At 58.6% G+C, this 20985-nt stretch carries 14 protein-coding genes; 4 read left to right on the plus strand and 10 right to left on the minus strand.

Annotation, left to right across the window (positions count from 1 at the left end; all coding sequences use genetic code 11):
* Positions 1–12 precede the first annotated feature (12 nt).
* Entirely contained in the window at positions 13–1170 is a 1158-nt protein-coding gene (locus IEN85_RS19835; protein WP_191618845.1) for an HD domain-containing phosphohydrolase, read from the plus strand.
* Between the two features lie 74 nt (positions 1171–1244).
* The gene (locus IEN85_RS19840; RefSeq protein WP_191618846.1) at positions 1245–2051 is read left to right on the plus strand and encodes a hypothetical protein; all 807 of its coding nucleotides are present in this window, start codon (positions 1245–1247) and stop codon (positions 2049–2051) included.
* A 24-nt stretch (positions 2052–2075) separates the two neighbouring features.
* On the opposite strand, the gene IEN85_RS19845 is transcribed toward IEN85_RS19840, so the two are convergent.
* The 3 genes from IEN85_RS19845 to IEN85_RS19855 all read right to left on the minus strand — a co-directional run bounded on the left by IEN85_RS19845 (position 2076) and on the right by IEN85_RS19855 (position 3910).
* The gene (locus tag IEN85_RS19845; RefSeq protein WP_191618847.1) at positions 2076–2579 is read right to left on the minus strand and encodes a ferritin; all 504 of its coding nucleotides are present in this window, start codon (positions 2577–2579) and stop codon (positions 2076–2078) included.
* 60 nt (positions 2580–2639) lie between these two features.
* Positions 2640–2807: a hypothetical protein gene (locus IEN85_RS19850; protein ID WP_191618848.1), complete on the minus strand. Its 168-nt coding sequence runs from the start codon at positions 2805–2807 to the stop codon at positions 2640–2642.
* 170 nt (positions 2808–2977) lie between these two features.
* Positions 2978–3910 carry an AraC family transcriptional regulator gene (locus tag IEN85_RS19855; protein WP_191618849.1) on the minus strand — a complete coding sequence of 311 codons (933 nt, stop codon included), beginning with the start codon at positions 3908–3910 and terminating at the stop codon, positions 2978–2980.
* A 296-nt stretch (positions 3911–4206) separates the two neighbouring features.
* Here IEN85_RS19855 and IEN85_RS19860 point away from each other — a divergent pair, with 296 nt between their 5' ends.
* Complete coding sequence (locus IEN85_RS19860) at positions 4207–6975, plus strand: bifunctional aconitate hydratase 2/2-methylisocitrate dehydratase (protein ID WP_191618850.1); 2769 nt, start codon at positions 4207–4209, stop codon at positions 6973–6975.
* 208 nt (positions 6976–7183) lie between these two features.
* On the opposite strand, the gene IEN85_RS19865 is transcribed toward IEN85_RS19860, so the two are convergent.
* The 5 genes from IEN85_RS19865 to IEN85_RS19885 all read right to left on the minus strand — a co-directional run bounded on the left by IEN85_RS19865 (position 7184) and on the right by IEN85_RS19885 (position 15189).
* Positions 7184–8323: a PepSY-associated TM helix domain-containing protein gene (locus IEN85_RS19865; RefSeq protein WP_191618851.1), complete on the minus strand. Its 1140-nt coding sequence runs from the start codon at positions 8321–8323 to the stop codon at positions 7184–7186.
* 117 nt (positions 8324–8440) lie between these two features.
* Positions 8441–10468 (minus strand): TonB-dependent receptor domain-containing protein, encoded by a 2028-nt coding sequence (locus IEN85_RS19870; RefSeq protein WP_191618852.1) that lies wholly within the window; start codon positions 10466–10468, stop codon positions 8441–8443.
* 76 nt (positions 10469–10544) lie between these two features.
* Entirely contained in the window at positions 10545–11882 is a 1338-nt protein-coding gene (locus IEN85_RS19875; protein WP_191618853.1) for a PepSY-associated TM helix domain-containing protein, read from the minus strand.
* A gap of 77 nt (positions 11883–11959) precedes the next feature.
* Positions 11960–14017, minus strand: coding sequence for a TonB-dependent receptor domain-containing protein (locus IEN85_RS19880; protein ID WP_191618854.1), 2058 nt, complete (start codon positions 14015–14017; stop codon positions 11960–11962).
* 260 nt (positions 14018–14277) lie between these two features.
* On the minus strand, positions 14278–15189 hold the full coding sequence (locus tag IEN85_RS19885; RefSeq protein WP_191618855.1) for a LysR family transcriptional regulator: 912 nt from the start codon (positions 15187–15189) through the stop codon (positions 14278–14280).
* Between the two features lie 99 nt (positions 15190–15288).
* Between IEN85_RS19885 and metE the strand changes: the two genes are divergently transcribed.
* A complete protein-coding gene (gene metE, locus IEN85_RS19890; protein ID WP_191618856.1) occupies positions 15289–17610 on the plus strand; it encodes a 5-methyltetrahydropteroyltriglutamate--homocysteine S-methyltransferase in 2322 nt (773 codons plus the stop codon).
* A gap of 54 nt (positions 17611–17664) precedes the next feature.
* Here the strand turns inward: metE and IEN85_RS19895 are convergent, their stop codons facing one another.
* Complete coding sequence (locus tag IEN85_RS19895) at positions 17665–18801, minus strand: PepSY-associated TM helix domain-containing protein (RefSeq protein WP_191618857.1); 1137 nt, start codon at positions 18799–18801, stop codon at positions 17665–17667.
* A 107-nt stretch (positions 18802–18908) separates the two neighbouring features.
* Complete coding sequence (locus IEN85_RS19900) at positions 18909–20927, minus strand: TonB-dependent receptor domain-containing protein (protein ID WP_191618858.1); 2019 nt, start codon at positions 20925–20927, stop codon at positions 18909–18911.
* Positions 20928–20985: the final 58 nt, after the last annotated feature.

The raw sequence follows: 20985 nt of genomic DNA on the forward strand, positions 1-20985 counted from the left end.
AGAGGTAGCTTTATGAAAGTGCTTTTTGTAGACGACAACGCGAGTGTCCTGGCGGCCTTTCGCAGGAACTTGCGCAAGCGATTTGATCTGTCGATGGCTGACTCGGCCAAGGCGGCCTTGAAGATTTTGGAGAAGGAAGGACCCTTTGGGGTGATCGTTTCCGACATGAAGATGCCGGGGATGAACGGTATCGAATTTTTGGAGAAGGCGATCGAGATGTCGCCGGATTCGGCTCGCATCATGTTGACGGGCAATGCGGACCAGGAGACGGCGACGGAGGCGGTGAACCGTGGGCACGTGTATCGGTTCTTGAACAAGCCTTGCTCGGTTGAGGATTTGATCGGTGCGATCAACGATGCGGGGCATCACTACGAGTTGATGAAGCTCGAGCACAATGACCTGCAGCGCACGGTGGCGGGCTGCGTGAAGGTGTTGACGGACGTTTTGGGGATGGTGGCTCCGTTTGCCTTGGGGCGGGGGCAGAGGCTGAAGGCGAGTTTGATTCCGTTTATGGAAGTCTTGAAGATGAAGAGTCCGTGGCAGTACGAAGTCGCGGCGTTGTTGTCTTCGATTGGATACACTTCTTTGCCCTCAGAGCTAATTTCGAAACTGGAGTCGGGCGAGAGCCTGACGGGACACGAGTCTAGTGTGGTTCGAGGTGTTCCAGTTATTGGATACGATTTGGTTTCGGGAGTGCCGAAGCTTGGGAAGATCGCCAACATGATCAAGTACCAGCGGAAGAACTTCGACGGGACAGGCTTTCCGAAAGACGAGGTCGCGGGGCAGTCGATTCCTTTGGGGGCTCGTTTGCTGCGGGTATTCGAGGATCGGATGGAGCTGGAGCGGGAAGGCGTTTCAGGTGCCGCGGCACATGAAAAGATGCGTTCGCGGACGGGGCATTACGACCCGCAGGTTCTGGAGCTTTGTTTCAAGTATTATCCCGACTATCTCTCGACTTCGATCTCCAAGGAGAAGCCAGTTCATTCGCTGGAGCTGGACAGTTTGAAGCCGGGGCATGTGGTGCTTTCGGACATCTACACGGTGAACGGCGTGCTCCTGGTGGAAGCGGGGAATTGGCTCACGGCAGCGACGATCCAACGTATTCGCAACTACGCGGTTCTCGAGCAGGTGTCCGGTCCGTTTTACGTGCAGGTCGAGGAGGAATCCTGAGAGGCTAGGGATTACATTTTTGTAATGTTGGCTTTTGCTTGCAACGGCTTGAGTTGAATCGGGTCGGGTGGGGGATGAAATCTCCTCTCGTCTTTCTCTGTTTCGTTTTTTTGTCTGGGGCTTTGTTCGCGCGGGCGGACGAGCCGTTTGTGGGCCGTATCGATTATGCGGTGAACAGTGCTGGCATGGATATGACCTACACGATTTGGCTGAAGGGGCAGTCTTGGCGGTCGGAGCTGCGGAGCGGGCCTCAATTATACGAGTTGCGCATGGGAAATCTCGAGACGGGCGAGGCCTATTTGGTGAACGAGGGCGGAGAGAGCTATCGTCGCTTGGGCGGGATGCGACGGATGGGGCCGGGAGGTCCGCCGCCGGGGGGCATGAAGAAGAAGGGGGAGAAGGGTTTGGATCTTGGCAAAGCGCTTTCGCGAGATGAGGAGCCGGTGACTTTGCTCGCCTTCGAGCTGGCGGTGGAGGAATTGCGGGGACCCGGCAAGAAGCTGCTTTTCGCTTGGACGGATGAGTTGGGGGAGATTCCGTTTGAGGCGTTGCCTCGATTGCGTGGTTTTGAGGGCAAGGAGCAGTTGTTGGCCCTTTACTTCCGGAGGCGGGAGGGAGGAATCCCGCTCTCGATCGAAGTTCCGAAAGGGAAAGGCAAGAACGCTTTTTCGATCGTTGCCAGCAAGGTGGAAGCCTTGGAGCTAGAGGTGTCGTTTTTGACCTTGCCAGGTGCTTACAAGCAGGAGGCGGGCGGGCGTCCTATGGGAGGCGGCATGGGTGGCGGGCGTAGGCCAGGTGGCGGCGGCAGTCGTGGTGGACCGGGGGCGGTCCGCCTCCGATGTAAAGAAAAAGCGCCGCTGGCGGGCGGCGCTTTGAATTAAATGCTTTGAGTTCGGTCGCTGCGCTTATTCGGCTTCGGGGGTGCGTTCGCCGGCGAGGCGGTCCAGCATGAACATGGCCTCCGTATTGCCCTCGGCTCGCTTCAGCTTGTCGATCATGTCGCCGACGCTCTTTTCCTCTTCGACCTGTTCGTCGATGAACCACTTCAGGAAGGAGACGGTGGCGTAGTCGTCGCAGCTGTGGGCGATCTTGTAGAGCTTGTTGATGGAGGCAGTGACTTTCTTCTCCTGGGCGAGGCTGGCCTCGAAAACGGAGAGGGGAGTGTCGAAGTCCTTCTTTGGCGCTTCGATGGCGGGCAAGGAGACGGTGGCTCCGCGGTCGAGCAGGTAAGCGTAGAACTTCATGGCGTGCACGCGCTCCTCGTCGCTCTGGGTGGACATCCAGCTAGCGAAACCGTCCCAGGCGTTGGCTTCGAAGTAGGAGGCCATGGAAAGATAGGAATAGAAGGCCTGGAATTCCATGCCGATCTGTTCGTTGAGGGCGTCGGTAAGTTCTTTGGAAAGATTCATGTTCTCAGGGTGCAACGAGCCGGGCGGCTTGTCGAGTGCTCGGAAGTGAATCTTGCGCGGCTAGGCGCTGAGCTTGCGGGCCTTGCAGAGGTGGCTGCCGCATCCGGCGACGCGGGCGCACTTGCTGCAGACGTAGCGCGGACGGGCGACCAGAAGCTGGATTTCTTCGAAGTGTTCTTTGATGGCGGCTTTTTTGAGGCCGCAGAGTGACTTGATTTTTAGCTTCATCTCAGATGCTAGAATGGACGGTTCGCGCCAACGAACCGTCCCCTCTAATGACATAGTGTTTCCGAAAAATGTGAGTGCAGTATGCCTGATTTTTTTGGGTCTCGCCACCCCGAGCGGGATTTGGGCAGCTCCGAGCGGGATTTTGGGCAAATAAAGTCGGGGTCATGGGATTAGCTAGCGATGGCTTCGCTGGGGTTGATGCCGAAGGCTTGCTTGAAAGCGCGGGCAAAGTGGCTGGGGTTGGAGTAGCCGACGGCGTTGGCGGTTTCGATCACGGAGGCGTTGGGGGATCGCAGCATCTCGCGGGCTTTTTCCATGCGGACTTTGCGAAGGTAGCCGAAGATGGTGGTGCCGTAGTGTTCCTTGAAGCCGCGCTTGAGCTTGAACTCGTTGAGGTGCACGGCGCGGCTGAGATTGGCGATGGAATGTTCCTCGGAGTAGCGTTGCTCCATGAGGCGAGCGGCGGCGGCGAGGGCGTTTGCCTCGCGGGCGTCGCGCAAGGGAGCGATGGCCCGGCAAGGGGAGAAGACAGGTTGGTCGAGAATGAGGGCTAGCCATTCCAGCGACTTGGACTCGATGAGGAGGCGTTCGCGGGTATTGTCGCCTTCGAGGGCGGCGAGCTCCAGGGCGATGGAGAGGAGTCGCCCGGTGCTGGGGTGGTTGCTGAGGTGTGGGGTGCTGGAGTCTATCAGCTTGGGTGAAAGCGTGTCGGAAAAGCCGGTGAGCCCTTGGCTGGCTTGCTGGTCGAAGCCGATCCAGAGCAGCTGAGTGGGCTCGAGGGGGCGGAACGTCAAGGGGACCTGCGCTGGCTTGATGAGTAGCCAGTCGCCTGCCTGGCAGCTCTTTTCGTCCTCGCCTCCTTGGAGGACAAGGAGCGAACCTCGCGCCACGAAGGCGATCTGCAGGAAGGAGCGGGCGGGCCAGTCGATGGCGGTGGCGAGCGCGTCGGAGACGGTGGCCCGCACGAAGCTCATGCCGGGCCGTTGCTCGAAGCGCTTGAGCTCTACGGGCGAACCGCTCGAAGGGGCGAGGGAGCGCGACGGAGCCTTGAACGGGCAATAGGTCGTCTCTTTGGTCAAGGCGCTCTGAATCGGTTCCTCCATCTCAATTTAGCGAAAAAGCCGATGTAGCTTGAGCCGAAATTACTGTCAAATGCAAATGAGACACGTTCGCAAATAGGACGCCGTTCTGGTCTGAGCTCCGCGTGCGGGAAGGGGGAGGTGGCGAGGTTAGGATGCTTGCTCCTCGCCAATCGCTGGGAACAGTTGGTGGGAGGTATGGGTGTTGCGTGGGTGGATGGGGGCCTGGCGTTTTCGTCTGCCCTGTCCTCGCTACGCTCCGGGTGTAGGCAAATTCTGCTTGAACATATCTCGGTGGATAGGCATTTGGCATAGCGCAAATGGACTCGTATACAGACTACCTAAAGGAGATCGAAGAGCGTAAGGAACAAGGCTTGAGCCCCAAGCCGATTGACGGTGGGGAATTGCTTGCTGAGATCATCTCGCAGATCAAGGACTCCGGTCACGAAGCGAGGGAGGATTCTCTCAAGTTTCTCATTTATAACACTTTGCCTGGAACAACGAGCGCTGCGGGCGTGAAGGCGAAGTTTTTGAAGGAAATCATCCTCGGTGAGGTGGAGGTCGCGGAAATCACGCCTGCCTTCGCTTTCGAGTTGCTCTCGCACATGAAGGGTGGGCCTTCGGTGGAGGTTTTGCTCGATCTTGCCTTGGGCAGCGACGAAGCGATCGCTCAGGAGGCGGCTGCGGTTCTCAAGACTCAAGTGTTTCTCTACGAGGCCGACACGGATCGATTGAAGGCAGCCTATCAGCAGGGCAACCCAGTGGCGGCTGACATCCTTGCCAGCTACGCCAAGGCGGAATTCTTCACCAAGCTCCCTGACGTGGAGGAAGAAATCAAGGTCGTCACCTACATCGCGGCGGAAGGCGATATTTCCACCGACTTGCTCTCTCCCGGCAACCAAGCCCACTCCCGCTCGGACCGGGAGCTGCACGGCAAGTGCATGATTTCTCCGGAAGCCCAGGCGGAGATTCAAGAGCTGCAGAAGGCGCATCCGGGAAAGCGCGTGATGCTCATCGCGGAAAAGGGAACCATGGGGGTCGGTTCCTCGCGCATGTCTGGCGTCAACAACGTGGCGCTCTGGACCGGCAAGCAAGCCAGCCCGTACGTTCCCTTCGTGAACATCGCCCCGATCGTGGCGGGCACGAATGGCATCTCGCCGATCTTCTTGACGACGGTCGACGTGACCGGCGGTATCGGCCTCGATCTCAAGAATTGGGTCAAGAAGCTCGACGCGAATGGCAAGCCAGTCCTCAACGAGGCGGGCGACCCCGTTCTCGAGCAAGCGTACTCCGTAGCGACCGGAACCGTTCTCACTATCAACACCAAGAAGAAGAAGCTCTACAACGGCGACCAGGAGCTGGTGGACATTTCTTCTGCTCTTACTCCCCAGAAGCTCGAGTTTATCAAGGCAGGCGGCTCGTACTCTGTTGTATTCGGTAAGAAACTACAGAGCTTTGCCGCGTCGACCTTAGGCGTTAAGCCAGAGCCGGTCTTCGCTCCCTCGAAGGAAATCTCCCACGAGGGCCAAGGCCTCACCGCGGTAGAGAAGATCTTCAACAAGAACGCGGTCGGCGTGACCAAGGGCGCTGTTTTGCACGCCGGTTCCGACGTTCGTGTAAAGGTGAACATCGTTGGCTCGCAAGACACCACGGGCCTCATGACTTCCCAGGAGCTCGAAGCCATGGCGGCGACGGTTATTTCGCCGACAGTGGACGGGGCTTACCAGTCGGGTTGCCACACCGCATCGGTTTGGGACAAGAAGGCTCAGGCCAACATTCCGCGCTTGATGAAGTTCATGCACGGATTTGGATTGATCACGGCCCGCGACCCGAAGGGGCAGTACCATGCCATGACCGACGTGATCCACAAGGTCTTGAACGACCTGACGGTGGACGACTGGGCGATCATCATTGGTGGCGATTCCCACACCCGCATGTCCAAGGGCGTGGCCTTCGGAGCGGACTCCGGCACGGTGGCGCTTGCCCTGGCCACGGGCGAGGCGACAATGCCGATTCCCGAGTCGGTCAAGGTTACCTTCAAGGGCGACTTGAAGGACCACATGGACTTCCGTGACGTGGTTCATGCGACCCAGGCCCAGATGCTCAAGAAGTTCGGGGAAAACGTTTTCCAAGGTCGCGTGATCGAGGTGCACATCGGCACATTGCCAGCGGACCAGGCCTTTACCTTTACGGACTGGACAGCGGAAATGAAGGCCAAGGCATCGATCTGTATTTCCCAGGATGATACATTGATCGAGTCGCTGGAAATCGCCAAGAGCCGTATCCAGATCATGATCGAAAAGGGCATGGATAACGACAACCAGGTCCTGCAAGGTTTGGTCGACAAGGCGAACGAGCGAATCAAGGAAATCAAGACCGGTATCAAGCCCGCTTTGACGCCGGATGCCGATGCCAAGTACTCCGCGGAATTCGTGGTGGATCTCGACTTGATCGAGGAGCCAATGATCGCGGACCCGGACGTGAACAACGAAGACGTATCCAAGCGTTACACGCACGACACGATTCGCGGCGTTTCCTACTACGGTGGCGAAAAGAAGGTGGACCTTGGATTTGTCGGCTCCTGCATGGTGCACAAGGGCGACCTCAAGATTGTCGCTCAGATGCTCAAAAACTTGGAAGCGGAACAGGGCAAGGTTACCTTCAACGCTCCTCTCGTAGTAGCGGCTCCGACTTACAACATTATCGACGAGCTCAAGGCGGAAGGCGACTGGGATATCTTGCAGAAGTATTCAGGATTCGAATTCAACGACGACGCTCCCAAGGGCAGCGCTCGTACCGAATACGAAAACATGATGTACTTGGAACGTCCCGGTTGTAACCTCTGCATGGGCAACCAGGAGAAGGCGGCCAAGGGCGACACCGTGTTGGCTACCTCCACTCGCCTTTTCCAAGGCCGCGTGGTGGAGGACTCCGAGCGCAAGAAGGGCGAGTCGCTGCTGGCGTCGACCCCGGTTGTAGTGCTTTCCGCGATACTTGGACGTATTCCCAATATGGATGAGTACAAGGTGGCCGTTGAAGGCATCAAGCTGACGAAGTTCGCTCCCCCGCGGGAAGCTTTGATCAGCTAAGCGATCGAAAATCGATTTCGAAACGGAGGATGGCGTTGGTTCGCCATCCTCTTTTTTTTGTTTGGGAAGTAGGGTGGGTTGTGGGAAGTGGCAAAGGTAGCGCCGCGCTTTAGCCGGCGTTTCGCGCTGAATGATCCGACCACTGCGGTCGCTGGCTGAAGCTCAGCGCTACGTCGCATGCGACATTCGACGCTTTCCACGGGACTGACTAGCGGAAGAAGCGGCGGTAGCTGAGGGCGAATCCGGTGTATACGAGAACCAATGACGCGGCGGTGAAGAGGCTGGCGATAACTTTGCCCCAGAAGCCGAAACCGGCGCCGGTGTGGATGAAGCGTACCCAGACGCGTGCTCGCAAGCCGGGGCTGCGTTCGTAGAAGTCAATGGCTTTGAGAATCTTGCCGGTGTAGGGATCAACCTCCACAGGAGTCCACGCTCGGTTGGGCATGTAGTCGGGCTCGACGAGATTGAGGGTGACGGGGCGGGAGACTTCGCCATCTGCAGCGGGCTTTGGGAGGGCGAAACCGATGCTGGTCCACTCGGGGTAGGCGTCTTTGGTGGATTGGATGAGCTGGTCGAGTGGGATGGGCTGCGCTCCTTCGGGAGGCGTTGGGGTTTGGGCGGGTTCGGCTTTCATCATGTTGAAGGCGCGGCCTTCGGTGGCTTCTTCGCCGAAGAGGGCGAAGGGGATTTTATGGCCCCATTCGTAGGAAATGACGACGGCGGTGGCGGAGAGGACGACAAGTCCAGGCAGGCTCCAAAACCCGAATACGTTGTGCCAGTTCCAGTCGCGGGCTTTTCCGGAGGACTTCTTTTTGAGAAAGAGTCCGTTTTTGAAAAGGCGCCACTTCAGGACGCGGGGCGTCCAGAGGTAGAGGCCAGTGAGGCAGAGGAGAAGAAAGGCGAGGTTGGCGGCTCCGTTGATGTGGCGGCCGATGATCCACGTTTCTTCGCCGTGGAATCCGAAGAATCGGTGGAGGACTTCCATGACTTGGATGATCTCGTGTGCCGTCTCGGTTTTGGTGTAGGCGAGCTCTCCGGTGTATTGGTTGACGTAGAGCGGGTCGCCGTAGCTGACCATGAATTGGTAGGCGGCGTCCGAGGCGCTGGGCACGCGGATGTAACCTGTTTTAAAGTCGGGCTCTTTTTCGGCGACGATTTGCAGAAGATCTTCGAGAGGCTTGGCCTGAGCGTTGGCAGGCGCTTCGACTTGGGAGATGTCGCGGTCGATCCAAGCGAAGATCTCCTCCTCGAAGGCGATGCCGATGCCGGTGATGGACATGACGGCGATAACGATGCCGGAGATCAAGGCGGATACGAGGTGTATCCAGAATATGGTTTTTCGGAACATGGAGGTTACTTGGACAGAGGATATCGCGTGGCAAGCACGCTCCTACAAGGGGTTGAAAAAGCCGCCTCTAAGTCGAGGCGGCTTGGGATCAATGAATACAGCCTAATCTGTTTCTCACTAGAACTTGTAGGAGGCCGAGAGGCGGATGTCGCGGCCGGGTTCGTAGGCTCCGATGATGGACTCGTAGTCGGGGATGTGGGAGAAGTCTTCCATGCTGCCGTGGCTGCGGTAGAGCTTGTCGAAGACGTTCTTCACGGTGAGGTTGAGCGTCACGTTTTCGACGAAGCTTGGCGTCCAGCCGAGGTAGAAGTCGTGGGTGCTGTAGCCGGGCTTGTCGATGCTGCCGGTGGTGTCGCCGTAGGCGGTGGAGGGGATCAGGACTTGGATGTCGTCGACTCCTTCCACGAGGCGTACGTTCCAGCCGAGGTCGAGCTGCGGGCTGGCTTTGTAGAAAGCGTCGAGGACCCAGGTGCTGCCCATGGTGGCGGCGATGGAGCCGTACTGGTAGCGGGTGGCTTGGTGTCCGTTGACGGTTGTATCCGCATTGTCATACAGGAGGCTTATGTTGTAGTTGTCGGCGCTGTAGCTGGTGCGGGCGTAGAAGCCTTCGGTCTCGAGTTGTCCGAGGTTGGTGTAGAAGGTGCCCCAGGGGACGGAGCGGAGCGCGTCCTTGTCGGCTTCTTCGGTGTTTACGATGATGTCGTCGATCTTGTTCTTGAAGAGTCCGAACTCGAAGGAGAATCCGTCCTTGGCGTAGTTGATGGCGACTTCGTTGTTGCGGGCCGACTCGCCTTTCAGGTCGGGGTCGTTGTTGGAACCGTAGCGGCCGTTCCATTCCCAGAGCTTGAAGGCGTCGTTGATTTCTGGACCGCGGAAAGCGCTGGCTGAGCCGGCGGTGATGGTGACTTCGGGCGAGACGGTGTAGACGACGCCGAGGTTCGGGCTGAAGTCGTCGTTGCTGATCTTCTGGCCTTGCAGGTCGTTGAGCTCGTAGTCGTCGAAGCGGGCTCCGAGGGTGACGACGAGGTTTTCCGAGGCTTGGATGCGGTCTTGGATGAAGAGGCCTTTCACGTCGGCGTCCTCTTGGCCGTCGAAGCCTGCTCCGAGGGTGCCGGATACGATCTTGTCCTCACGGTAGTCGAGGCCGTAGGTGAACTCGTGGATGCCGGCGTTTTGGGAGTTGGCGAGGTAGAGCTGCTTGCTCTCGATGTTGCCGTGGTAGGGGTCCTCGGCACCTTGACGGATTTCGCCTTCGGTGAAGCTGAGGCGGGTGTCGAGGTTGAGCCATTCGTTTTGCTCGGAGTCGAGCGTGTAGCTGAGCACGGCGGTGTTGCGCTCGGATTCGAGGTAGAGGAGTGGATTTCCTGGGCCGACGAAGGACCATTCGGGGCGGCGGAGGTGGTCGCCGGACTCGAGGATGTTTTCGTAGCTGAACTCGAGGCGCTGGCCGTTGCTGAGCTCGCCTACGATCTTGCCGAAGAGGACTTCCTGCTCGGAGTTGGAACCGGGGGAGGCGTTGCCGTCGGCGTCTTCGAGGTCTTCGTGCTCGGAGGTGACGTAGCTGGCGAGTCCGCTCCAAGCGTCGTTAAATTGTCCATACACGGTGCCGCTGGCTTTGAAGCCGTCGGTGTTGTCGAAATAGCCGTACTTGAAGAGGCCGCCGAACTGCTGGTCGTCGCGGAGGAGGTCGGACGGGTCCTTGGTGACGAAGCGGATGGCTCCGCCGAGGGCGCCGGGGCCGTCGGTGGCGTTACCGATGCCGGACTGGATTTCGACGCGCTTGAGCAGCTCGGGCTCGAGCACGTTGCGTCCGAGGTGGTGGAAGAGGGCTCCGGATTGGGACGCGCCGTCCACGCTGACGTTGAGCATGGCTTCGCCGATGCTGCGCACGTAGATTTTCTGGGCGACGGCAGTGGAGCCGCCGACGGTGATGCTCGGGTCGAGCGAGAGGGCGTCTTCCAGGTCGGTGGCCTGGCGCTGGGAGAGGTCGCGCTCGGTGATCTGGAGAATCTTTTGCACGCCATCGGCCTGGACGGTGAAAGGAGCTAGGTCGAAGACCTCGTCGCTCTGAGCGGAAAGAAGATTCGAGAAGCCGAGCAAGGTAGCCGCTACGAGAATTGAATTGTATTTATAGTTTGGTGACATCTGTTCAGTCATGTGGGATTGGTATCCCACTAGACTGAACTATCTTGTGCGCTTTCGCTACCCCGAGCGGGATGAACTACACTCCGATCGGGATCTTTTCTGCTGCGGTTTTCCTGGCTTCAGTTTTAAGCTTCTTTCGTTTTGGAAAAAAGCGTCTCCAGCTGAGGGCTAAGCCCGTGTAGACAAGTACGATCCCGGCGAGGCAACCGAGAAAGGCGATTGTTTTGCCGGGTAGAAGTCCGGCTTCGCCAGTGTGTATGGCCCGGATGGATGACCGTAGTTTGGCGCTCAATGGCCACTCGGAGGCGCGATCTTCACCGAGGATTTCTCCAGAACGCGGGTCGATGAGGATGCGCGAAGGACTGAGGGGGAACCAATCGCCTGCTAGGTCAATGGAGATCGTTTGGCCGGAGGCTCCTCCGCCACCGCCGCCGCGGTTTTGGTCTTCAACGCTTCTATGAGAGTGACCTCCGCCACCTCCGTGAGAATGGCCGCCTTCACCCGCTCCTTGACCGCCGCGGCGATCTTGGCCGCCTGCAGCTCCGCCTTGACCTTCTCCCCCTCTGCCTTGTCGACTCGAGGAAGTGGGAAGGGTGATGCTCTCCCAGTTTTGATTCCAAGACTGGGCGATCTGGTAGCGACTCTCAAGCGAGAGTGGACGCCCTCTCTGGGGCGCGTCCGTTTCCGATGTTTGTTCCACCGGGGCTCTTGATCGTGAGGGGCCAAGCAGATCGGTTGCTAGATCGCGGGCCCAACCGTATGAAAAAACGGTGCCGGTGATGGCCATGATCAGAATGGGAATGAGTGCCCAGAATCCGAATACGTTGTGCCAATTGAAATCACGTGCCTTGCCTTTGGCGGAAGTCTTGAGCAGGAGTACGGAGCGAAAAATTCGCCATTTCCAAACTTTGGGGAACCAAAGGTAGAGTCCTGTGAGGCCAAGTCCGATGAAGGAGAGGTTGGCGATGCCGGTGATGGCCTTGCCGGTGGAGCGGTGCTCTTGGCTGGAGGTGAGCCAGCGGTGCCATGCGAACATGGTTCGGAAAAACTGTCGTGTTCCGGTGGCGGGCGATTCGAAAAGCTCTCCAGTGTAGGGGTTGAGGTAGCGGAAGTCACGGCGTCCGAGCTGGATCTTCCAGACGGTGTTGGGATCCTTTTGGGCGACGATTGCGGAGAGGCTTGCGGCTAACTCGGGGGCGAGCTGCTCTTTAGCGCGAGATAGAAGTTCGTCGATCTCGAGTGGCTGGCTGTCGGGCTGTGGGGGAGCGATGCGGGTGACGTCCCGCTCTGCCCATGCGATGACTTCGTGTTCGAAGGCGAGAGCGGCTCCAGTGGCGCAGAGGGCGCCGATGATGAGGCCGGATACGATGCCGAATGCTAGGTGTATCCAGAAAATTATTTTTCGGAAGTTCACGGAATTGCGTTAGTTGTTCGGAAAGAGAGAAAAGGCAGAAACGTTGCTCCTGCCTTCAGTGAGATTGGCGGACCGACTTAGAACTTGTATTCGAAGGCGATCTTGGCGTTTCGTCCCATAGCGGTATCCAAGGTTTGGTACACTTGGTAGGACTTATCGGCGAGATTATCGACGCGAGCGCTGACCTTGGTGGTTTCGTTGAGCTGGTAGCTGGCGAACAAGTTAACGAGCTGGTAGGAGTCGCGGACCATGCGCTCGACGACGGTTGGATTCGTCTGGTCTGTCATGTCTTGCTCGAAAGCTCCGGAGAATTTCGTTTCGGCGCCGATGGTGAGCTTGTTTTCGGCGAGTCGCAGTCCGGCGAAGAGGAAGGCGGACCAAGGTTGGTTTTGGATGGGGTCGCCGGGTAGGCCAGTGCCGACCTTTTCACGGTCGCGCTTGTCGTAGGTGGCTCCGAGGAAGTAGCGAGGAGTGGAATAGCGTAGCTCGAACTCGATTCCTTCCAGAGAGTCTGAGCCAACGTTGGACAAGGTATTGTACTCGGGGTCGTCCGTAGCGACGCTACCGATGAGATCGAGGATGTCTTGCTGGTAGTAGGCGATACGGGCTCGCAGCATGTCCTCGTTGGTGAACAGTCCACGCACGAGGCGTTGGATGCCGAGTTCCCAGGTTTCGGAAGTTTCGGGATCAAGATTGGGATTGGGCTTGGTGCCGGGCGATAGTTGTCCGCGACGCGTGCTTGGCTCGGAGGACAGAAAGGCTTCGCGGAGGGTAGGGATGCGGAAACCGGTTCCGTAGCTGGAGAAGAGTGTCAGGTCCTTGAGTTTATCGCGGCGGGAGAATGGCGAGTATTCGACTCCGAAACGCCCGGAGAGGTTTCCCCCAGAGAGTTCGACTCCGCTGTTGTCCGACATTTCGAAATCGTCGTAGCGGAGCCCTGAGAATAGGGATAGGCTCGGATTGACGATATGGCTGGTATTGAGAAATAGCCCCGCTTGCTGGCGAGTTCCGCCAGGATCCCTGCTGGCCTCGGAGTTTAGGGATTCCTCGCCTTCGAGCGATACGAGATCGTCGTGGAAAAGGTCGAAGCCATAGTTCAGGTTGTGCGAGACTTGGCCTGGTTGGAGGCGGGAAGAGTTGTGTAGGCTGAAGCCGTAGGTTTCGATGTCGTGGAAGGTTAGGGCTCCAGTGTCGAGGCGCTCTTCCATCCGCTCGTTGGTGGTGTGGTAGGCGTTGGCGTTGAGGTCGAGCCACTCGATGGCGTCGCTGGTGGCGGAATAGTTCGCGGTTAATGTTTTTGTGGATACGTCTTCAGCGCTGGTGTTTCCATAACGCAGTTGGCCGCGGGCGTAGGCTCCGCTGCCTTCGTACTCTGCTTCGTTGTTTTGGAAGCTGAGTTTGAGGCTCTGTTGATCGTTTGACTCGAACTCTGACTTGAGGAGCAGGCTGTTGGATTTCGATCCGGAGGCGAGCACCTCTTCGCCTTCGCCGTTCTCGTAGTTACCGAATTCGCGGGCGGAAAGTGCTGCGAGGAAGGACCATTTTTCGTTGGCTTGGATGGCGGATGCGATAGTGCCGTGCTTACCATCTCCGTTTTGCTCGTAGCCGCCTGAAAGGAGGCCGCCGGTAGCGCGACCGCGAAGCAAGTCGCTGGGATCGATGGTGCGGAAGGAGACGGAGCCGGCGAGGGAGCCGCCCCCTTTTTTGGAGGAAGCGGGGCCGCGGATGACGGAGGCGGACTTGAGCAGGGCTCCGTCGACCATGACGCGGGTGGTGGCGGAGCCATGGTTATGGTCGATCTGGTTCTGCAGGGCGCCGTCGACGTCGATGGCGACGCGGCCGGAACCTTCGAGTCCGCGCACGTTGATACGGAAGGCTTGGCGTCCCCCTTCGTTTAGCCCGGTGACACCGGCGGTGTAGTTGAAAAGGTCGACAGCAGTGGTGCCTTGTTGGCTCTGGATGAGCTCTTGGTCGAGATGAGTGAGGGCGTCGGTATCAGCCAAGCCTGGATTCTGGTCGGCTACAACTTGGTAGGGATCGAGCTCGACGACATCATTCTCTTGAGAAAAGGCCAGAGGCGCGAGGAGGAGGGCAGCTGCGAAACTCGTTTGTTTGATGTAGGAACGGTAGCTCATGTTTTGCGGATGGAAATGAGCGTCACATCATGTATGAAATATGGCGAGAGTTCTGCCCCGAGCGGGATTTTTGGCGCCCCGAACAGGATTATCGTTTTCGCTCAGCGAAAAAGAGAGGCGGCTTCGCCGCTAGTAGGGAGCTAGAGTGAATCGCCTGTTCCGCTGTTTGAGAAGGGCTTGGAGCAGGCCCGTCCGTTGCCTTCGGCTATGGAGGGTAGACTGCTCCACGGTACAGATTCGGCTGAGGAGCGGAGCGGGGCTTAAATCTTCTCGATGCCGCGTAGGGTGGTGAAGCAGGTGTCGCGGTTGAGCTTGAGGAAGGCTTCCATGTAGGCGAGTTGTCCGCGGGATTTGTCGGTAGCCATGTAGAGGTTGGCGAAGAGGCCGTTGCGGCGGATTGGGAGTTGGGCAATGTAGTTGCTGTCCAAATACGGTTGTACGGCCCAAGTGGCCATGGCGGCGATGCCGCGTCCGCTGGCCACTAGCTGCAGGATGGCGACGGTGAGTTCGGTGGTGCGGCGTTTGGGAGTGACGCCAGCGGGACCGAGAACCTCGCGAAGGATGTCGAGGCGTTCGCAGTCGATGGGGTAGGTGATGAGGGTTTCGTTGCGGAAGTCTTGGGCTGTGAGGTAGTCCTTTTGCAAAAGCGGGTGTTGGTGGGGAAGGAGGGCCCGCACCTCGTAGCGGAAAAGGGGATGGTAGGCGATGCCTTTGCGGGGCTTGGCGTGGGAGACTATGGCGAGGTCGGCCTTGTCGGCGTCGATGAGATCGACGGGGTCTTCGTGGAAGCCGCCGATGAGGTCCATCTCCACTTCGGGCCAGTCGTGGCGGAAGGCGTCCATGGAAGGCATGAGCCAGTCGAAGCAGGAGTGGCACTCCACCGCAATGCGGAGTTGCCCGGCTTGGCCGTCGCGCAGGCGGGCGAGGTCCCGTTCGTTTCGGTCGAGCGCCGAGAGGACGTTGTAGGCGGTTTCGAGCAGGCGGAAGCCGAGCGGGGTGAAGCGGATGGGCTTTGTTTTGCGTTCGAAGACGAGTCCGCCGGCGTGTTCCTCGATGTCGGCCATCTGGCGGGAGACGGCAGGTTGCGAGAGGTGCAGTTCGCGTCCGGCTCGGGCGAGATTGCCGGCGTCGGCGAGTTTGGTGAGGAGGTGAAAGTGTCGGATTTCGAGCATGGGAGGAGGCGATTGGATTCTATTAACATGCGCTTAGCGCATGAGGAACATAGAAACAAACGATTTTGCGCATGAGGGATTTCGCGATAGTATATTGGCATGTCACAGGATAGGATTTTGACGCATAGTCTTGGATACCCTCGCATCGGGAAGAAGCGGGAATTGAAGTTTGCCCTCGAGGCTTATTGGAGGGGCTCATCTTCGCTTGAAGATTTGCAGGCGACCGCTGGCGAGCTCCGGCGGAGGCATTGGGGGGAGCAAGAGAGCCTCGGATTGGTTCCGGTGGGCGACTTTTCTTTGTACGACCAAGTTTTGGACATGAGTGCCACTCTGGGGAATCTGCCGCAGCGCGTGCAGGGCTTGGGTGGAGATCCGCTCGATAATTACTTTCGGGTGGCACGCGGGCGTGCGGCGCAGGGGGCGGGAGCACCCGAGGAATGTGGCTGCGGAGGTGGCGTGGCTGCGGGCGAGATGACGAAGTGGTTCGATACGAACTACCATTACATCGTGCCGGAGTTCGCCGAGAACACTCGTTTCGAACTCGATGCGAGTCGACTGATCGCACAGCTGGCGGAAGCGACGGAGGCGAGAGTGTCTGCGAAACCAGTGATCATTGGGCCGCTGAGCTATCTGGCCCTGGGCAAGTCGAAAGACGGTTCGGATAAGCTGGGGCTTTTGTCCCGCTTGTTGCCGGTGTATTCAGAATTGCTTGACGCACTTGCGAGGAGGGGAGCGGAGTGGGTACAGGTTGACGAACCGATTTTGGTGACGGATCTCGACGAGAGATGGCAAGAGGCGTTTCGGGTGGCTTATGCGGCTCTGAGAGCTCGTCCTGTAAAACTGTTGTTGGCGACCTACTTTGGGCGCTTGAAGGAAAATTTGTCCTTGCTCGCGGACCTTCCAGTGGAGGGGGTGCATCTGGATGCAATCAATGGTCGCGAAGAAGTGAATACATTGATCGAGGCCATGCCCGAGGAGAGCGTGGTATCTCTGGGAGTGATCAATGGCCGAAACGTTTGGAAGACGGATCTTCAGGCGACTTTGGAGTGGTTGGAACCGTTGAAGGCTAGGCTAGCGGGACGGCTTTGGTTAGCACCGTCCTGCTCGCTCTTGCATGTACCGGTCGATCTGGATTCGGAGGATAGGTTGGATGCGGAGATTCGTTCCTGGTTGGCTTTTGCCAAGCAGAAGCTGAAGGAGTTGCGGGTGCTCGCTCTTGCTTTGAACGAGGGGCGAGACGCGGTGCGTGAGGAGCTGGAGGACAATAGGAAGGCGATTGAATCGCGGCGTAGCTCCGAGCGAGTTCACAATCCGAAGGTGCAAGACGCGTTGCAGGGAATCTCACCCGAGCTGGGTCGTCGCAAGCGTCCCTTTATGGAACGTGCTCCGCGACAGGCGAAGATCTTGAAATTGCCGGAGTTTCCTACCACGACGATTGGGTCCTTTCCGCAGACTAAGGAAATTCGACGGGCTCGCAGCCAGTTCAAAAAGGGCAAGATTGGCCGTGATGTATATCTGAATACGATGCGAGAGGAGATTGCGAGTTGCGTGCGGCAGCAAGAGGAGCTCGGCTTGGATGTGTTGGTGCACGGGGAGCCGGAACGCAACGATATGGTGGAGTACTTTGGGGAGCAGCTCGACGGTTATGCGTTCACGGATTTTGGCTGGGTGCAGTCTTACGGTTCGCGTTGCGTGAAGCCACCGTTGCTCTTCGGTGACATCGCTCGTCCCAAGGCGATGACGGTCGAGTGGATCAGCTACGCCCAGTCCCTGACCGAGAAACCGATGAAGGGGATGTTGACGGGGCCGGTGACGATTTTGAATTGGTCTTTTGTGCGCGACGACCAGCCGCGTTCCGTTTCTTGCTACCAGTTGGCCTTGGCGATCCGGGAAGAGGTTCTCGATTTGGAGCGGGCGGGTGCCCAGGTGATCCAAATTGACGAAGCGGCGTTGCGCGAAGGACTGCCGTTGCGGCGTTCGCAGTGGGGGGAGTATCTCGACTGGGCGGTAGAATCGTTTCGCATCGCGGCCAATGGCGTGCGTGACGAAACGCAGATTCACACTCACATGTGCTATTCTGAGTTCAACGACATCATCGAGTCGATAGCGGCGATGGATGCGGACGTCATCACGATCGAGACTTCGCGTTCCGACATGGAGCTGTTGGATGTATTTGACCGCTTCCGCTATCCCAACGAAATCGGACCAGGAGTCTACGACATCCATTCGCCGAATATCCCGACCGTTGAGCACATGGTGAGTCTAATGAGGAAAGCGGCTGAACGGATTCCGAAGGAGCGACTTTGGGTGAATCCAGACTGTGGGCTCAAGACGCGCGGGTGGAGGGAAGTGGATTTGGCCCTCGAAAATATGGTTGAAGCCGCCAAGCAATTGCGGGCCGAGGTCGCTGTATCCGTTTAGCGGTCGCGAAATCTTTGAACTTTAGGCGGGGCGTTTAGGAGTGGTTTTTCGGTTTCAGAAGAAGCGGCGGTAGCTGAGGGCGAAGCCCGTGTATACAAGAATCAATGACGCGGCGGTTGCTAGGGTTGCAACGATCTTGCCGAAGAGGCCGAAGGCTTCGCCGGTGTGCAGGAAGCGGACCCAGACGCGGGCTTTCATGCCAGGGGAGCGGTCTTCGAAGCGGGTGGCTTGCAGGACTTCTCCGGTGAAGGGGTCGACGGAAACGGGGGTGTAGCGTTCGCGCTCGAAGAAACCGGGCAGGTAGAGACCGACGTTGAGCGGCTGAACTGCTTGGCCCGGCTGTAGCGGACGAGGGAAATTGACCCAGAGCAACTGGTAATCGGGAAAGGCCGCAATCGCTTTGTCAGCGATTTCCTGATACGGAAGCGGTTGGGCGTCGGCGGGGTGCTCGGGCATGGCGGGGGCTTTGACCATGAGCATGCGGAAGTCGCGGAATTGGGGCGGTTCTTCGCCGAAGACCTGGAAGACGAGCTTGTGGCCCCAGTTGAAGGAAATGACGACCCCGGTGGCGACGAGAACGATCAACACAGGCAGGTTCCAGATTCCGAATACGTTGTGCCAATTGAAGTCACGGGCTTTGCCTCGGGCCTTTTTGTTGAAGAAGAGAGCCTTTTTGAAGAGACGGCTCTTGAGGACTCGGGGGAACCAAAGGTAGAGGCCGGTGAGGCAAAGGATGAGGAAGGCGAAGTTGGAGATGCCGGTGATGAGGCGTCCTGTGGAGTTCGTACCCTCGCTCGCTCCCAGCCAACGATGCCAGTCTTCGAGCCTGTGGAGAACGTGGTGGGCGGGCCCAGCTTGGGACTCGGAGAACTCACCGGTGTAGGGGTTGGCGTAGAGTATGCGGTCGCGGCCTTGGAGGAACCTGTAGGCTTGGTCTTCCGCGGGGTAGGTTTGGAAAGCGGTGGTCTTGAAATCTGGGTAGGCCTCGGGGATGCGAGCGAGTAGCTCGTCGATGGTGAGTTTGGTGGAGGCGTCGGCTGGGACTTCGACCTTGCTGAGGTCGCGGTCGACCCAGTCGAGGATTTCTGTCTCGAAGGCGATGGCGATGCCGGTGGCGGACATGATCGCTATAACGGCGCCTGCGATCAGGCCGGAGAGGAGGTGTATCCAGAAAATGGTTTTGCGGAGCATGTCATTTTACCCACGAAGGGCACTAAGGGACGCGAAGCTGATGTTTGATGGAAAAGCCGCCTCGGAGGGCGAGGCGGCTTCGAAGATCAATGAAAAATTGTGTCTGTTTAGAACTTGATGGAGGTGGAGAGGCGGATGTCGCGGCCGGGGGCGGCGAGTCCGGCGACTCGGGCGAGCTGACCGTTGTAGCCGGCGGTGGCTTGGTCGACGTAGTACTTGTCGAAGGCGTTGTCGATGGTGAGGGTGATGGCTATGTTCTCGTCCTCGCCGGTGACCCACTGGGCGTAGAAGTCGTGCACGGAGTAGGAGGGCTTGTGGGCGAGGGGCTCGGGGGATTCGTCGTACTTCTCGACGAGGTTGAGGGACCAACCGAGGTTGAGCTTAAGGTCCGGGAAGGCGTAGGCTGTATTGACGTTCCAAGTACGGCCGTAGGAGCTGCCGAGTCCGAAGTCGGTGTCGACGAGGGCTTGCCCGTTGAGCTCGGGGTTGGAGTGGGAGACGCCGAGGCTGGAGGTGAGCTCGCCTTGGCGGAGGCCCAAGGTGAAGTCGTAGCCGTCGACTTCGAGGTCGCCGCCGTTGTCGCGGAAGGTGGCGCTGCCGCGGGGCAGGCCGGTGAGGATGACGTCTTCGATGCGCTGCTTGTAGAGGGTACCGTTGGCGAAGTAGGTGCCGTTGTCGTACTGGAAGCCGATTTCGGCGTTTTGGGCCCACTCGGGATCCATGGAGTCGTGGTTGGTGACGCCGCCTTCGTTGGCGGTGATGAGGTCGATGGGCGTGACGCCGCGGAAGGCGGTGCCGTAGCTTACGTTGAGGTCGAGCTCTTCGGTGGCGGCGAAGCTGATGCCGAGGTTGGGCGAGAAGCCGGAGTCCTTGAAGCTTTGGCCGTCCTTGTCGTTGTACTTGTATTCGTCCCAGCGGATACCGAAGGAGGCTTGGACTTGGTTGGTGACTTGCCACTCGTCTTGGGCGAAGAAGCCGAAGATCTCGATGGTTTCGTCAGGGATGGTGTTGTACACGAGAGGTGGGAGGAAGTTGGAGAAGGGCGGGCGCAGGGTGGTTTGGCCCTTGCCGGTGAAGTAGGCGGTGTCGTCGCGGTAGTTGAGGCCGTAGTTTACGGTGTGGTCGCCGTAGGCGGAGGAGTTGGAGAGGTCGAAGCCGAGGCTCTCGTAGCCCATCTCGTATTGGCCGGTGCGGTCGATGCTGTTGTCGGTGTGGTAGAGCTTGGCGTTGAGGTCGACGTTGCGGTCGCTGGCGACGTAGCCGTAGCCGAGGGTGGCGGTTTGGCGGTCGAAAGCCATGTAGACCGGGTCGTTCGGGGCGCGCGGGTGGTTGAAGTCGCCGTAGAAGTTAGGGCGGTGTCGGAAAGTACCTTCGTTACTGCGGTCTTCGAAGCTGAAGTCGAGCGTCTGGTTGGCGTCGATCTGGGAGTCGAGCTTGAGGAAGGCGCGGTTAGTGTCGCTGCTGGTGAGCTCTACGGTGTCGCCGTTGCCGTCCTTGTAGTCGTTGGATCCTGAATACGTGTAGGCGAAGACTCCGGAGATCGTGGAGCTGAGGTTTCCGTAGAGGGCGCCGGTGAGCTTGATCTGGTCGCCGTTGCTGCCGTAGCTGGCTTTGGCGAAGGAGCCGAAGGTGTCGTCGCCTTCGAGGAAGTCGGCGGCGCCCTTGTTTTCGAAGCGGATCACGCCAGCGAGGGCGCCTGGTCCGGCGGAAGCGGCTCCGGCGCCCGGCTCGGCTTCGGCGAACTTCAGGAGCTCGGGCTCGATGGAGTACTGTCCCTGGTGGTGGGAGAGGTAGCCCGCTTGGGTGGCTCCGTCGATGGAGACGTTGAGCATCTTGTCTTCGATGCCGCGCACGTAAATTTTTTCGGCGGCGGAGATGCCTCCGCCCACCATGATGGAGGGGTCTTGGGAGAAGATGTCGGCGAGGTCGACGGCCTGCAGGCGCTCGAGGTCCTTATCGGTGACGTGTACGATCTTCTGGGCTCCGAAGGCGTAGGTTTCGCCGGAAACGACGAAGGGGGCAAGGTCGATGACCTCTTCGGAGCCGCTTTGGGCGAAGCTGAGGGTCGCAGCGCCGAGGAATCCGCAAGCGGTCGCGAGAGAGTTGAATGCGAGTTTGGTAGTCATGATTTTAGCCATGTGGGTTTTCAAGTCCACCATTATGGGCTAAAGGATGAAGCAGTTC

Origin of the sequence: Pelagicoccus enzymogenes (genome assembly GCF_014803405.1) — a bacterium.
GTDB lineage: Bacteria > Verrucomicrobiota > Verrucomicrobiia > Opitutales > Opitutaceae > Pelagicoccus > Pelagicoccus enzymogenes.